Origin of the sequence: Cohnella mopanensis (genome assembly GCF_022352055.1) — a bacterium.
Taxonomy (GTDB): domain Bacteria; phylum Bacillota; class Bacilli; order Paenibacillales; family Paenibacillaceae; genus Cohnella; species Cohnella mopanensis.
Genome location: NZ_JAKRWM010000021.1, coordinates 52,938 through 67,407 on the forward strand (window position 1 = coordinate 52,938; position 14,470 = coordinate 67,407).

Sequence of the window (14,470 nt, forward strand, 5' to 3'; positions counted from 1 at the left end):
GTCACATTTTCTCCCTATATTGGCTAGGCGTGAGCCCTGTCGATTTCTTGAACATGGATGAGAAATAGTTCGGATCGGTAATGCCGATCGACAGCGCGATTTCGTAAAGCTTGACGTGGCGGTCTTTCAGAAGTTCTTTCGCTTTCTCCAAACGCACTTCCGTAATGTATTCGTTGATCGTCTTGCCAGTTTCCTTCTTAAACAATGCGCACATGTAATTCTGGCTCAAGTAAGTATTGTCGGCGATCGAACGCGTCGTTAGGTCTTTGTCCGAGTAATGCTCTTTAATGTACTGCATGACGCTGCCTACTCTTGCATTTACCGCGGTATGTTCCTTGAATTGAGAGAATACCGCTTGAACGTTTGCGGTTACATAATCGCTCAGCGAGTCCAGAGTGGAAAGCTCTCCAACTTCTTGCCAGATGAATTTCTCCTCCTGCTGAGGGTCCGTTCCGGTTAATCCTTTCTCCACCGCAAACTCATGCAAGATCATCAGAAGCTTGAAGAACGCGTTCTTGACGCGACCGATTTCAGGGTCGCGTTCCCGCCTCATGTCCTGCGTCAATTGCTCGACAAGGGAACCCGCTTCAAGCGCGCTGTCCGATCTAAGCGCATGGCGGAAATCCGGGTATAGCTTGGCCGCGATAGCGGAAGGGTCGCAACGGACTTCCGCGGGAGGCTCGGAGAAAACAAGTCCGGTCCCGAAATAAAATTGCGATCGGACGGCTTCGATGGAAGAGAGGCAGCAAACCGTAAGTGTGTCCTGGGCAGCAGACGGCTTCCCAATGCCGATGGAGAAAGCGATCTTGTCCCCGTAGAGGGCATTCAAAGAATAGAGCAGCTTCCTCGCCGAATCTTTGAAGCTCGAAGCAGATATTTCATCCGCATCCATAAGAACGAACAGCGTATCGTTCCCCGCGTAACCGCAGAAGCAATTCGCGACATTCGTTTCCCCGACGAGATCGGCTAACCGATCCGCGATTTCCGTATGCCATGATTGTTTGAGCTTTGGATCGGCCTCGTGATTCACCGACATGAGGATGGCCATTGCACGAGCAGACTTATTGAAGAAGGAAGGAACGTGATCTCCGAATTCTTCGCGAAGTTCTTCATATGAGAGAGGTTCTTTAAGGAGTTTGGCTAGAATGCGATGACGAATAACCGATCGGGTCAGCGTGCGGTTAGCGGTTTCAGCTTGACATTGGTAAACGCTTTCGCGAATGGCCGAAGTGAGCTCCTCGAGCTTAACCGGCTTCTCGACGTAGCTGAGTGCCTTAAGGTGTATGGCGGATTTGAGATACTCCTTGTCGGAATAGCCGCTTAAGAAAATGAGCTTAACCGTCGGATAACGCTCGCGCGCGGCCGTAGCGAATTCGATTCCGTTCATCCGGGGCATGCGAACGTCGCTGACGATAATATCCGGATTGAACTGCGGCAGAAGTTCCAATGCCTCTAACCCGTTAGATGCGGTTTTCACTTCGAATATGCCTAATTGTTGCCAATCGATATAACGTTCCAGGCTTTCGGTAGTTAGAGGCTCGTCATCGACCAATAGAACCTTCATCGCAACAGGTCCCCCCGTTTCTCAAATGTGTGCCTACAATATATATCGGATTTCGAATATGCGCAACCGCTCCTAAACCGGAAGTCGTAATTCCGTAATCTAACCAAGAAAATCGTAATCCTGTGTCATTCTTAATCATTTTCGGGTTCCTTATAATTACAGTTGTAAGCGCATCCAGATACAGATAATAGATAGGAGAGAAGGGACCTAGATGAACAAAGGATTTATTCACGAGCTCATGAAGAACAAGGTTCTTTACTTGATGTTCGTCCCGATTGCGGTTTATTTCATCGTATTTAACTACTACCCGATGGCCGGAATCGTAGTCGCGTTCAAAAATTTTAATTACTCCGGCGGCATGTTCGGCAGTCCTTGGGTCGGCTTGGACAACTTCGAGTATTTCTTCAGCTCGGGCAAAGCGTGGCTGGTGACTCGAAACACCTTTTTATACAACATCGTTTTTCTAGCCGCATATACGTTTTTCTCAATTCTTGTTGCCGTACTCATCGCCGAGATGGCGGGCAAAGTATTCAAGAAAACAGCACAAACGCTGCTGTTCCTCCCTTACTTCCTATCATGGGTCGCAGTAGCGGCAATCGTCTACAACTTGTTTAACTACGAGTTCGGCGTCATTAATACGCTCCTTAAGAACATGGGTATTGAACCGATCGATATTTATTCCAACGTCAGTTATTGGTATTTCATCCTTCCGTTCTTCTACGTCTGGAAGTGGGTCGGCTTCGGAAGCATCTTGTATCTTTCCGCGATCATGGGGCTCGATAACTCGATTAATGAAGCGGCTAAGATCGACGGGGCGAATATTTTCCAAAGAATTCGTTATCTGACCTTGCCTTTGTTAAAGCCGACGACGATTATCTTGGTGCTCCTGGGAATCGGAAGAATCATGCGCGGCGAATTCGATATGTTCTATCAGCTGATTGGCAACAACGGGATTCTGATGGATGGCACGGATATTATCGACACGTTGGTATTCCGTTCGTTGGTGCTTAGTCCGGACTTCGGAATGGCTTCCGCCGGCGGTTTGTATCAATCCGTTCTCTGTTTCGTGATCATTCTGCTCGCGAACGGGCTGGTCAAGAAATACGATCGTGATCACGCCTTATTCTAAAAAAAGAATCCATCGAGGTGATAGACATGGGAATTCGTTCACGGGACGTAACCATATTAAACATAATCGGGCATATCATAGTCGGGCTATTCGCATTAATCGCCGTAGTTCCTTTCTTCGTGGTTGCCATTAACTCTTTCTCTACCGAGCATTCCATCATTTATTACGGCTACTCCTTGATTCCGAAGGAATTTTCGCTAGACGCTTATGAACTGGTGTTTCAGAATCCGCAAAAAATATTGCGCTCGTACGGAGTCACTATTTTCATAACGGTCGCAGGCACGATCATTTCTTTGTTCGTCTCGATGATGGCAGCGTACGTCATGTTCCGCAAGGACGTTCGTTATCGGAACAGCTTAGCGTTCTTCCTGTTCTTCACGACATTGTTCAACGGCGGTTTGGTGCCGTTCTACTTGTTGATCGTTCAAGACTTGCATCTGAAAAATCATCTTATGGTTTTGATGCTGTGCGGGATGTTCAGCGTGTTCAACATTCTCATTCTTAGAAACTTCATTAACGGCTCGATTCCGGATGCGTTGATAGAGTCGTCGAAAATCGATGGAGCGGGGGACTTTAGAATTTTCATCCAGATTATTCTGCCGCTCTCCAAACCGGGTCTGGCCGCCATCGGAATGTTTACGGCGCTGAGCTATTGGAACGACTGGTGGACGCCGCTCATGTTCGTCGAGAAAGAAAATTTATATACGCTGCAATATACGCTCTATCGCATACTGTCCAGCGCAAACTTCTCCACGCAGATCGTAAACAGCGTTCCTCGGCTGGATATGCCTAAGGAATCGTTGAAGCTGGCGCTAACGATCGTTGCAACCGGACCGATCGTGCTGCTATATCCGTTCGTACAGAAGTATTTCGTATCCGGTATTACGGTCGGAGCGGTAAAAGGTTAAAGGATCGCGTTCATTCCTTGAGGGAGGTGAGTCGTACTGGCATAGGCTCGATACTAAAGTTGAACAGCCTTTTCAAGAGATTCACAGGGGGATATCATTCCATCATTCATTATTAGGAGGATTTCAATGATTAAGTCAAAAATGTTGTTTACCTTCATTTCGGCGATTATCGTATTTACATTAGTGTTAGCAGGCTGCGGTAACGACAAAAATAACAATCAGGCAAAGGAAAGCAGCGCGGCACCAAGCGCGTCGAATTCTCAGGAATCATCGCCTTCCGCTTCGGCATCCGCTAGTTCGGACAACGCGGTAGACACGTCGAAGGAAGTTAAGCTGGTCGGTTATTTGTTAGGTGACGCGCCTGCCGGCATGAGCGCAGTCGTGGAAGAGCTTAACAAAAAGCTGAAAGCGGACATTAATGCGACGGTCGAATTCCGTTATATCGGCTGGGGCGATCTGAGCGCGAAGTATCCTCTTGTTCTGGCGGCAGGAGAAGACGTGGATTTCATCTATGCCGCGAACTGGGCGTTCTATAACCAAGAAGCGGCGAAAGGCGCCTTCCGCGAAATTACGCAGGACGATCTTCAGAAATATATGCCTAAGCACTTTGCGGCTGCAAGCGAAGTCGCTTGGAAAGAAGCGTCGATCGGCGGCAAAATCTTCATGATTCCGACTGCTACTCCTGACCAGAAGGTGCCTGTAACGTTGATCCGTGGCGATCTTCGCAAAAAGTACGGCGTTCCGGAAATCACGAAATTCAAAGATATCGAGCCGTATTTGGCAGCGATCAAGCAGAACGAGAAGGGCATGATTCCGATCAATGCGGACAGCCAGTACGACTTCGCCAAATCGTTCTATAATTTGGAATGGGAAACGGGCCGCGCGACATTGGATACGGTGTTGATCACCAATGGATGGTCTGGTATTCATACGGAGTGGGACGATCCGGAAGGCAAAGTGTATTCCCAATTCGACCCGTACATTCTGGACAGCCAGAAAGCAACCGCGAAAGTCATCAAATCCTGGTATGACAAAGGTTATATTAACAAGAACGCCATTTCCAACAAAGTACGCAGCAAAGATGCATTCGAGCAAGGCAAATCCGCTGTCGCTTACGGAAATACGAATGATATCCAAGGCACGCTGGCGAAAGCGGCCGAGAATGGCTGGGAAGTCGAGATCATCCCTAACCTTTCGTCCAAAGGCACGTATCCGCAAGACCCTTACATCAATAACGGGGTGTCGATCGCCGCTGGTTCCAAAAATCCGGAACGCGCAATGATGGCGCTTGACCTGATGATGGAAGAGCCATCTTACAACAACTTGGTTTATTTCGGAATCGAAGGCGTCAACTATGTCGTGAAAGACGGCAAGATCACGTTGCCGGACGGCGTTACCGCCGAATCCAACACGTATCCGCCGGATGCCGCGGGCTTCTGGTTCACGAACAAAAGCCAGCACTTGCCGCTCGCTTCTTGGAACGAGCAATACATTGCCCACAAGCAATCTTTGAAAAACATTCTAGTACCTTACGTCTATAATTCTTTCTCTATGGATACATCCAAAATAAAATCGGCTCTCGCGACTATGGGGACGGCAGGAATGCAATATCAATTGCCGATCCAAGGCGGAATCGTGAAAGACGTTGACGCGGCTTATGCGACCTTGGAGGAAAAATCCAAAAAGGCCGGACTTGCCGAGATCTTGGCTGATGCCCAAGCTCAAACGCAAGCTTACAAGTCTTCCAATAAGTAAATTTGCCGGTTAATTAACCGGAAGGAGTCGACCGTGAAGGTTCGGCTCCTTTTCCAATTGTTGTATAGAGGAATCCGGCTATCGGATCGCGAAATGGATTATGGATCGTCTGGCATCCAGGGAGGGACATAATGATTAAGATGAGACGGATGCTAACATTAGCGATGATTATATTGCTGAGCCTTACGGCATCGGCTTGCTCTGATTCGGGCAAAGGAATCGCGGAGCCTAAAGGGGGGAACTCCAAAACGGTTACCCTCGTCGGCTATTTGATCGGAACTGCGCCTAAGGGCCTTCCCGAGGTTCTTGCGGCTTTGAATCAGAAGCTCGAACAAGATATTCACGCAAGGCTGGAGTTGCGTTACATTCAATGGGGAGACATGGCCGCGCGTTATCCGCTCGTGCTGTCCTCCGGCGAGAACGTCGATTTTGTTTTTGCGGCGAATTGGGCTTATTACTCGCAGGAAGCGACCAAGGGGTCGTTCCGGGAGATTACGGAAGACATGGTCAAGAAATATATGCCGAAGCATTATCGGGCAACGAATCCGAAAGCTTGGAAGGAAGCCGAGGTCGGCGGCAAAGTCTATATGATCCCTACTTCGACGCCGGATATTAAAGTTCCCGTCACGTTGATCCGGGCTGATCTTCGCAAGAAATACGGCATTCCGGATATTCACAAAGTATCCGAGTTGGAGCCGTTCTTGGCTGCGGTCAAGAAGAACGAGCCGGGGATGATCCCCATTCAGGTAGACAAGCAGTACGATTTTATTAAGACGCATTCGAATTTGCAATGGGAGCTAGGGCCTGCAATCGTCGATATCGTAATGACGACCAACGGATTCTCGGGCGTATTTACCGATTGGGACGATCCAAGTGGGAAGCTGCTTACGATGTTCGACGAGCCGCTTCGCTCGAACTATATCCAAGTCGCCAAAATCGTAAAGAGCTGGTATGACAAAGGATATATTAATCAAGATGCTTTCGCTAATAAAATAAGGAGCAAGGATTCCTTCGAGCAAGGAAAATCCGCGGTGGCATACGGCAACAGCAACGATATTCAATCGACGATCGCGAAGGCGGAGCAGCAAGGCTGGGAAGTCGATATTATACCGAACCTGTCTCCGAAGCGAACTTATATCATGGATCCTTATATTAACAACGGGGCTGCGATCGCCACGGATTCCAAACATATGGAACTAACGATGCAGATGCTCGATCTCATCATGGAAGACCCGGAGTATAACCAACTCGTCTACTACGGAATTCAAGGGAAAAATTACGTCATCGAGAATGGCGAGGTCGCATTCCCCGTCGGGATGTCCGCCGAGCAGAACGACTACGCTCCTGACGCTTCGGGGTTCTGGTTCACGAATAAAAATCAATTATTGCCGAACTCCGGTTGGAACGACAAATACACGAAGCATAAAGACGAGATTAAACAAATGTTAATCCCGTTCGCTTATTCTGCGTTTAACTTCAACGCTCTATCGGTTCAGGGCGAGCTGGATCGGATTAACGAAGCGGCGATCCAATATTTGAATCCGATGCTCAGCGGCATGGTCCGAGACGTAGACGAAGCGTTCGCGCAAGCGGAGAAGGAAATAAACAAAGCAGGATTCAATAAAGTGTTGGCAGAGGCCAAGAGACAGACCCAAGAGTATTTGCAATTGCAGAAGGAATAAGGAATTACGAACGAGGGAGCCGGGGGGCTCCCTTTTTAGTTGCCGTGCGACTCTCTCCAAGTTCCGGGAGTCAGCCCGTAAGTCGTGCGAAACAGGCGGACAAAATAATTCGTTTCCATGCCTACTTGGCGCGCAATCTCTTGAATTTGTAAAGATTTGTTCTCCAGCAGGAGCTGGATGGCTCTTTCCAGGCGCAAGTTTTGTAAGTACTGGTGGGGCGTAATCGAGAACTGTTGCAGGAACAGGCGTTGAAAATGCTGCGGGGAATAGCCGACGGCGCTAGCTAGATTCGAGATCAACAACGGCTCGGTGAAGTGCTGGTTCATTAGAAGAAGAGCTTTCCGCAGCGTCTGGTTGCGCACTTCGTCCGCAGGCGGGCGGAGAGAATCGGCGTTGGACGGTTTCTGATCTTGCAAGCGAATGATCAGGCGATAGATTTTAGCGGAAAGATCAAGCCACTTTTCGTTACCGGGCTCATTGGAATCGTGCCAGATTTCTCCGATATTGTCCCAACAGGAATCGAATAAATCGGGTTGCAAGGGACTCGACGGAAGCAGTCCAGTCTGTTCTAATAATGGCGCGGCCAGCGCTCCGCGGAATCCGACGAAGCCAACGTGCCAAGGCTCGTGCGAGAGAGGGAAATATTCATGAGGGAGGTCGGGCGGGATCGCGAAAGCTTGGCCTGCGGACAGAATGAGCTCTTGGCCCTTGTCCAAATCGCGAAATAAGCCTTTACCGCTTCTGATCAAGAAAATTTGATACGAAGGGAAGCCGTCGGGACGAGAATGAAAGTATTGGTGGTGTCTGCCGGCGGAATAAGCATACAGCGGCAAGGATTGGGAGGCCGACGTTTCGATCAGGCGGAAAGGGAGCAAGGTAATTTCTCCTAATCTTCATTATGTGCTATAAATATGAGTCGCGAATGCTACTGAGAGATAGCATCTCTATGCTATGTTTATCATTGTAATGGATCGATATTACTAAGAGCAACCTATCGGCTTGAAATAGAGATAAGAAGAATGTCCGATAGAATGGACGATACGAAAAGGAGCGATAATGATGAAGAAATATCCGCCGATCAGTTCGAAAATTCCCGTTATGCTACATGGTGCCGACTATAATCCGGAGCAATGGAGCGAATATCCGGACATCCTGAAGGAAGACGTTCGGTTGATGAAGCTTGCCAATTGCAACGCCATGTCGATTGGCATCTTCTCGTGGGTTAAGCTTGAACCGGAGGAAGGCGTGTTTACGTTCGATTGGTTGGACAAGCAATTAGATGTATTTGCCGCTAACGGGATTTACGCGTTCTTAGCTACGCCTAGCGGAGCTCGCCCAGCATGGATGTCCGCCAAATATCCGGAAGTGCTTAGAGTAGGGTCGAACCGTGTTCGCAACCTGCATGGATTCCGGCATAATCATTGCTACTCATCCCCCGTTTACAGGGACAAGGTTGCTATCATCAATAGGGAGCTTGCCAAACGGTACGCCCATCATCCAGCTGTCATCGGATGGCACATCTCGAACGAATTCGGAGGAGAATGCCATTGCGAGCTGTGCCAATCGGCTTTCAGGGATTGGCTGAAAGTTAAGTACGGCACGTTAGAGGCCGTCAATCATGCTTGGTGGGCGACGTTCTGGAGCCATACGTACACCGCTTGGGAACAGATCGAATCTCCGTCCAACCATGGTGAAACTCAAGTTCATGGATTGAATCTCGATTGGAAACGGTTCGTGAGCGAAAAGACAATTGACTTCTGCAAACACGAGATCGATATCGTGCGCGCCTATAATCCAGAAATACCGATTACGACGAATATGCATATGACCGATGGCATCGATTATCGGAAGCTAGCGAAACACTTGGACGTCATCTCGTGGGACGCTTATCCAGAGTGGCATTATACGGAAGACGGCGACGATTCTCGTCTAGCGGCTTGGACCGCGATGCACTACGATATGATGCGTTCTTTCCAGAACAAGCCGTTCTTGCTGATGGAAAGCACGCCGTCTCTGACGAATTGGCAATCGGTCAGCAAATTGAAAAGACCAGGTATGCACAAGCTTTCCTCGCTGCAAGCGGTTGCGCATGGGGCAGATTCCGTTCAATATTTCCAATGGCGCAAGAGCAGAGGCTCCAGCGAGAAGTTTCACGGGGCGATCGTCGATCATAGCGGACATGAGCATACGCGCGTATTCCGCGACGTTGCCGAAGTCGGAGAGTTGCTAGGCCGTCTGACCGAGATCGTTGGCTGTTCGACAACTGCGGAAGTCGGTATTGTGTACGACTGGGATAACCGCTGGGCCGTTAAGGATGCGCAGGGCATTCGCAACTCCGGCATCCGTTATGAGGAAACCGTTCTTCAACATTATCGGGCTTTCTGGGAGTTGGGAATTCCGACCGACGTAATCGGTACGGAAGATGATCTATCCCGTTATAAGCTCATTATCGCGCCGATGCTTTATCTGGTATCCGAGGCGGATGGCGCAAGAATACAGCAGTTCGTCGAGCAAGGCGGAACGTTCGTATCCACCTATTGGTCAGGGATCGTGAATGAGACGGATCTTTGCCATTTGGGGGGATTCCCGGGGCCGCTTCGGAAGACGCTCGGGATTTGGTCGGAAGAAGCGGAAGGCTTGCATAATCGCGATACGAACGGAATCGTACTCCGGTCCGAGTCCGCATGGGGGCTGACGGGACAATACGACGCGCACGAAATCGCCGAGCTGATTCATCTCGAAGGGGCGGAAGCCTTAGCCGAATACCGCAGCGATTTCTACGCCGGGCGTCCGGCGTTAACGCGACATGCGTTAGGGAAGGGCAAAGCTTATTATTTGGCTACGCGTGTGAAGGATTCTGCATTCTATACGGAGCTCTATGCCTCGATTACGGGAGAGATCGGCTTGCAGCGAGCTTTGGATTCCGAGCTCCCGCAAGGCGTGACGGCTCAAGTCCGTACGGACGGAGCAAACGACTACGTCTTCGTCCAGAATTTCAGCTGCGCGGAGCAAACCGTCCGATTGGATGAGCGGCGCTATACGGATCTTGTCAGCGGGCAATCGGTCGAAGGAAGCATCGGTTTGCCGGTTAACGGCTTGGCTATTCTTAAACGGTAACAGGCTAATAGGTAGGCTAGTAGGCTATGCCTACCCGTTTCCCAACCTGCGCATCGTCTAGAAGCTGCCGATAAGCGAAGTCGGCCGTATCCGCGACGGAGATGGACATGCCGCCTTCCGGCAAGCGATCTTGCTGGTAGCGATAGACTCCGGTTCGATCGCCAAGGGGCAGATAAGTTGGGCAGACGATCGTCCAATCCAAGCCGGATCCGGCCAGCAACTCCCAAGCTTTGCGGTGTTCTTCCGCCGCCCGGGTGGATGAGCGCCGCGAGTCGGGTGCTTCGAATCTTAGCAATCCGGGATGCTCGGAACTATCGAGAATGCCCGCCGTCCCAATCGTGATTATGCGTTTGATCCCATGTTGCTTCATGGCGTCGAGCATGAAACGCATGTTGACGGTTAGGACGGAACCGCCGTCCGTACCGAGCGCGCTAATGATCGCATCTGCGCCTTGGACGGCCTTATGCACATCTTGCTCTGCACATGCGTCTCCTTGGAGAATCGTCAGGTTAGCGGAATCGATATCGAGATTGTCCGGTTGTCGGACCAATACGGTTACGAGATGGCCGTCGGCCAAGGCACTCGCGGTAATTTCCTTGCCTACGCGGCCGGTTGCGCCTAAGATAAGTAGTTTCATAAGATTCAGCCTCGGGTTCATTTTTTCATTTTATTGTACCTCATCATAATATAAGAAACGAGACAAGCGTGGGGATCGCCCCATGCTTGTTTGCGTATTTCTTCCCGTGTTGCCAGGGAATGACTATGGAAATTCAGTTTCTAAGTGGTATGATGATGAACATTCAGCGTTAGAAAAGGGGAAGAGACATGAGGAAAGGCGTCGGCAGCAATTGGTTTAGAAGCCAGAGGATTCAGAACAAAATCTTACTCATCTACTTCCCGCTCGTGTTCATTCCGTTACTTTTGCTGGGCTATATGTCATATACGATCAATACGGATGCGATCATCAAGAAAACGAAGAAAAACATGCTGGACGAGTCCAGGCTCATTACGACTAGGGTGGATACGATTCTAACGAATGCGGAGAGCTTCGCCAACATCGCGATGCTTGATCTGAATAAAGAGACCAAACTGAAGGCTTTGGAAAGCACTAAGCTTCCTTTAATGAACGAAGAAAGTCCGCTGAGCGAAGATCATCTGTTGCGAAGCCAGATCGAGAACAAACTCGATTTCGCCAAGCTTATTTTCCGGGAAGTCGAATCTGCCGTTTTCATAGACCGGAATCAGAATGTGTATACTACCGACACAAGATTGGTAGAAGGCATGAATGAGGGATTGGCGAGCTCGATGTATCGCGAGGTTGCGGGCAGCAACGGCATCATGAAGTGGTTCCCGATGGAGCGCAGAAGCTTCTGGGTGTTGGACGAGAAGAAGGCCGTACTCACCGTTGGCAAAAAAATACTCGATACGGAGACGATGGAGACGCTCGGGTATTTGTTCGTAAATATCGACGAGAAGACGTTGTCGGCGGTCTATAATCCGGTCGGACCCGAGCAGTCGAACGGTTATTATATCGTCGATGGCCGGGGGCTTGTCATCTCTTCCACGGAAGAGATGAGGATTTTGCAGCCGCTGGAGCCGGACAAGAGGTCGGAAATATTCGCGGAGCAAACGGTGCTGAAGGAAACGAAAAATGCGGCAGGGAAAAAAGTGCTGTTGACGGCGATGCCGTTCGGCCAATCGCATTGGAAGCTCGTTAACGAGATTGCCTTGAGAGATCTGACCCGGGAATCCAGTCAAGTGTCGAGAATTATATTGATCGTAGGCGGGGTATGTCTTCTCTTCGCCCTGTTCGGCGCAATTATTCTGTCGCGGGCGATCGCAACGCCGATAATATCGCTCGCCAAGCACGTTAGCCGAATTCGCGACGAGAATATCGATCGTCCCGTCGAGGTGAAGAGCAGCGACGAAATCGGCATTCTCGGCTCGGGCCTTAACATCATGTTAGGCAGGGTGAACGATTTGCTGATTAAAGTGAAAGAAGAGCAGCAATTAAAAAGAGAGTACGAGTTCGCGCTCGTTCAAGAGCAAATCAAGCCTCATTTTTTTTACAATACGCTCGATCTGATCTACGTCTTGTGCAAAGCGGGGGAAAGCAAAGAAGCGGGCAAAGCGACCAAAGCTCTCGCCGATTTCTATAGGATTGCCCTAAGCAATGGCAGGGAAATCATAAGCGTAAGGGAAGAGACGCGAAATTTGCAAAGCTATCTCTATATCCAGAGCGCCCGGTACTCGGATTTGTTCGATTTTCGCATCGATATCCCGAACGACCTGTTGAACTACTCGATCCCTAAGTTGACCCTCCAGCCTTTGGTCGAGAACGCGATCTACCATGGGATTAAAGAAAAGGGAAGCTTCGGCCATATTACCGTCTCGGGCTACAAGCATGGGGATACGATGATCCTGCAAGTATCGGACGACGGAGTCGGTTTCCCGGTCGAGGAACTTGAGCGGTTCAAGGAAGGCAAGAGGGAGAGAAACTCATTCGGGTTGAGCAGCGTCGATGAACGGATCAAGCTTTATTTCGGAGACCGTTACGGAATCTCCATTCAAAGCGGCAAAGAGCGAGGAACGGACATCATCGTGGATATTCCACTTACGAATGGAGAAAACCTAGATGTATAAAGTAATTTTCGCCGATGATGAAGCGGCATTCCGGGCCTATTTCAAAAGCGTAATCGACTGGAACGCCAATGGCTTCCTAATATGCGGCGAGGCGAAGAACGGGGTAGAGGCGCTCGAGCTTATCGAACGGGAGCTGCCGGATATCGCATTTATCGATATCAATATGCCTTATATGAACGGGATGGATCTCGCTGCCAAAGTGAAGGATCTGTATCCTTCCGTATTTATATTGCTAGTAACCGGGCACAGCGAATTCGAATACGCCCGGCAAGCGGTCAAGATCGGCGTGGACGATTACATTCTGAAGCCCTTTGATGAAGAGGAACTGCTTATCGCGTTAGCCAAAGTAAAAGGGTCGATGGACAAAGCGCGGATGGAACGGGACAAGACGCAGAAGGAGCGGCAAGTCTGGAAGGAAAGCTTCTTAAACCTGCTTATCAGCAATGAATATGCTGAGGATAACGAGACGATCAAGAATCAAATGGGTTTATTTCAGCTTCAGGAGAATACGCTGTTCCAAGTCGTTTCCGTCGAAATCGACAGCCTTCACGAGCAGTGGCCGGATTCGGGCGAAATCCGTCTGCGTAAATATATTATCGCTAACCTGCTCAACGATTTGGTTCATATCGACGGGCGGCAATATTTGTTTAACGGTCCGGAAAACCGCATTATCTCGTTGTTGCAGTATACGGAGGAGGGCGGGGATTCCCGATTTTCCGCGGAGGGGTATTCCAAACTTTGCGTTCTGATCAAAAGGCATTTCGGTTTTAGTGTTACGGTGGGCGTAGGTACGGCGGGAAGCGGGATCGCTTATATCCGCCAATCTTACAAGGAATCCGTTATCGCGCTGCGTAACAAAATCTCGATGAATTTAACCGATGTGCTGCTCTATCGGGATATCTCCTCCAAGGCCGCGAATATCGGCTTCTACCCAAGCGAGATGAACGAGAATCTGCTTATTCATCTAAGGCTGCGCGACGAAGAGAAAATCAAGAGCACGTTGGAAGAGATTCGGAATTACATTCGGACTCACCAGCTTTCCGGCGATTATATCCACATGATCATGGCGGGGCTTGTTTCCCTATGCTTGACTTTCATTTATGAAATCGGCAAAAGCGTGGAAGAGATCATGCCCAAGGATTTCTCGCCGTTCGAGGAAATTACGAACAAGCCTACTTTGGAAGCGGCATTCGAATGGATATCCGACTTGTATTTGAACGTAGCTAGACATTCGAACAACGTTAAGCGTTCCAAATCGGGCAATCTTCTCGCGGCCGCCAGGGAATACATCGATACGAACTACCCGGATAGCCAGTTGAAAGTCGAAGACATCGCCAAACATTTTTATGTCCAACCTCGGTATTTGTTGAAGATTTTCAAGGATGGTCTAGGCATGAGCGTCAGCGACTATTTGTTCGAAACCCGCATGAAGAAAGCGAAGGAGTTGCTCGCATCAAGCCAAAATTTACGTTTAACCCATATCGCCGAGAGTGTCGGTTACGGAGATCCCGCACATTTCAGCAAAAGCTTCAAACGGCATACCGGGTTATCTCCTAGCGAATACGAGGCAACGCGACAAAGAGGTTGAAATGTACAAATGTGTTCCGATTTATCCCTTACAGTCTTGGAAGCGCTTTTATAAAATATAAACAGATCGAAATTACTAAGGGGG

General features: G+C 49.5%; 10 protein-coding genes. 7 read left to right on the forward strand and 3 right to left on the reverse strand.

The features are described from left to right. Position 1: 1 nt before the first annotated feature. A complete protein-coding gene (locus tag L3D05_RS22580; RefSeq protein WP_239618642.1) occupies positions 2-1,564 on the reverse strand; it encodes a response regulator transcription factor in 1,563 nt (520 codons plus the stop codon). Positions 1,565-1,775: 211 nt separating this feature from the next. On the opposite strand from L3D05_RS22580, the gene L3D05_RS22585 reads away from it, so the two are divergent. The 4 genes from L3D05_RS22585 (at position 1,776) to L3D05_RS22600 (ending at position 7,038) form a co-directional block, all read left to right on the forward strand. After that, the gene (locus tag L3D05_RS22585) at positions 1,776-2,693 is read left to right on the forward strand and encodes an ABC transporter permease (RefSeq protein WP_239618643.1); all 918 of its coding nucleotides are present in this window, start codon (positions 1,776-1,778) and stop codon (positions 2,691-2,693) included. A gap of 26 nt (positions 2,694-2,719) precedes the next feature. Continuing rightward, the gene (locus L3D05_RS22590; protein WP_239618644.1) at positions 2,720-3,601 is read left to right on the forward strand and encodes a carbohydrate ABC transporter permease; all 882 of its coding nucleotides are present in this window, start codon (positions 2,720-2,722) and stop codon (positions 3,599-3,601) included. A 126-nt stretch (positions 3,602-3,727) separates the two neighbouring features. Beyond that, positions 3,728-5,356 (forward strand): DUF3502 domain-containing protein, encoded by a 1,629-nt coding sequence (locus L3D05_RS22595; RefSeq protein WP_239618645.1) that lies wholly within the window; start codon positions 3,728-3,730, stop codon positions 5,354-5,356. A gap of 131 nt (positions 5,357-5,487) precedes the next feature. After that, the gene (locus L3D05_RS22600) at positions 5,488-7,038 is read left to right on the forward strand and encodes a DUF3502 domain-containing protein (RefSeq protein ID WP_239618646.1); all 1,551 of its coding nucleotides are present in this window, start codon (positions 5,488-5,490) and stop codon (positions 7,036-7,038) included. Positions 7,039-7,073: 35 nt separating this feature from the next. Here the strand turns inward: L3D05_RS22600 and L3D05_RS22605 are convergent, their stop codons facing one another. Next, on the reverse strand, positions 7,074-7,913 hold the full coding sequence (locus L3D05_RS22605) for an AraC family transcriptional regulator (RefSeq protein ID WP_239618647.1): 840 nt from the start codon (positions 7,911-7,913) through the stop codon (positions 7,074-7,076). Between the two features lie 181 nt (positions 7,914-8,094). Between L3D05_RS22605 and L3D05_RS22610 the strand changes: the two genes are divergently transcribed. Further along, complete coding sequence (locus tag L3D05_RS22610) at positions 8,095-10,155, forward strand: beta-galactosidase (protein ID WP_239618648.1); 2,061 nt, start codon at positions 8,095-8,097, stop codon at positions 10,153-10,155. A gap of 16 nt (positions 10,156-10,171) precedes the next feature. Here L3D05_RS22610 and L3D05_RS22615 read toward each other — a convergent pair whose 3' ends face one another. Further along, complete coding sequence (locus tag L3D05_RS22615; protein WP_239618649.1) at positions 10,172-10,792, reverse strand: NAD(P)-dependent oxidoreductase; 621 nt, start codon at positions 10,790-10,792, stop codon at positions 10,172-10,174. 188 nt (positions 10,793-10,980) lie between these two features. On the opposite strand from L3D05_RS22615, the gene L3D05_RS22620 reads away from it, so the two are divergent. Further along, the gene (locus L3D05_RS22620) at positions 10,981-12,798 is read left to right on the forward strand and encodes a sensor histidine kinase (RefSeq protein ID WP_239618650.1); all 1,818 of its coding nucleotides are present in this window, start codon (positions 10,981-10,983) and stop codon (positions 12,796-12,798) included. Further along, positions 12,791-14,386: a response regulator gene (locus L3D05_RS22625; RefSeq protein ID WP_239618651.1), complete on the forward strand. Its 1,596-nt coding sequence runs from the start codon at positions 12,791-12,793 to the stop codon at positions 14,384-14,386. The genes L3D05_RS22620 and L3D05_RS22625 overlap by 8 nt, the downstream gene beginning before the upstream one ends. Positions 14,387-14,470 lie beyond the last annotated feature (84 nt).

What these genes read in the sequence shown, in the direction of transcription:
- L3D05_RS22580 (WP_239618642.1), bottom strand. Translation starts at nt 1,564, where the DNA reads ATGAAGGTTCTATTGGTCGATGACGAGCCTCTAACTACCGAAAGCCTG.
- L3D05_RS22585 (WP_239618643.1), top strand. Translation starts at nt 1,776, where the DNA reads ATGAACAAAGGATTTATTCACGAGCTCATGAAGAACAAGGTTCTTTAC.
- L3D05_RS22590 (WP_239618644.1), top strand. Translation starts at nt 2,720, where the DNA reads ATGGGAATTCGTTCACGGGACGTAACCATATTAAACATAATCGGGCAT.
- L3D05_RS22595 (WP_239618645.1), top strand. Translation starts at nt 3,728, where the DNA reads ATGATTAAGTCAAAAATGTTGTTTACCTTCATTTCGGCGATTATCGTA.
- L3D05_RS22600 (WP_239618646.1), top strand. Translation starts at nt 5,488, where the DNA reads ATGATTAAGATGAGACGGATGCTAACATTAGCGATGATTATATTGCTG.
- L3D05_RS22610 (WP_239618648.1), top strand. Translation starts at nt 8,095, where the DNA reads ATGATGAAGAAATATCCGCCGATCAGTTCGAAAATTCCCGTTATGCTA.
- L3D05_RS22615 (WP_239618649.1), bottom strand. Translation starts at nt 10,792, where the DNA reads ATGAAACTACTTATCTTAGGCGCAACCGGCCGCGTAGGCAAGGAAATT.
- L3D05_RS22620 (WP_239618650.1), top strand. Translation starts at nt 10,981, where the DNA reads ATGAGGAAAGGCGTCGGCAGCAATTGGTTTAGAAGCCAGAGGATTCAG.
- L3D05_RS22625 (WP_239618651.1), top strand. Translation starts at nt 12,791, where the DNA reads ATGTATAAAGTAATTTTCGCCGATGATGAAGCGGCATTCCGGGCCTAT.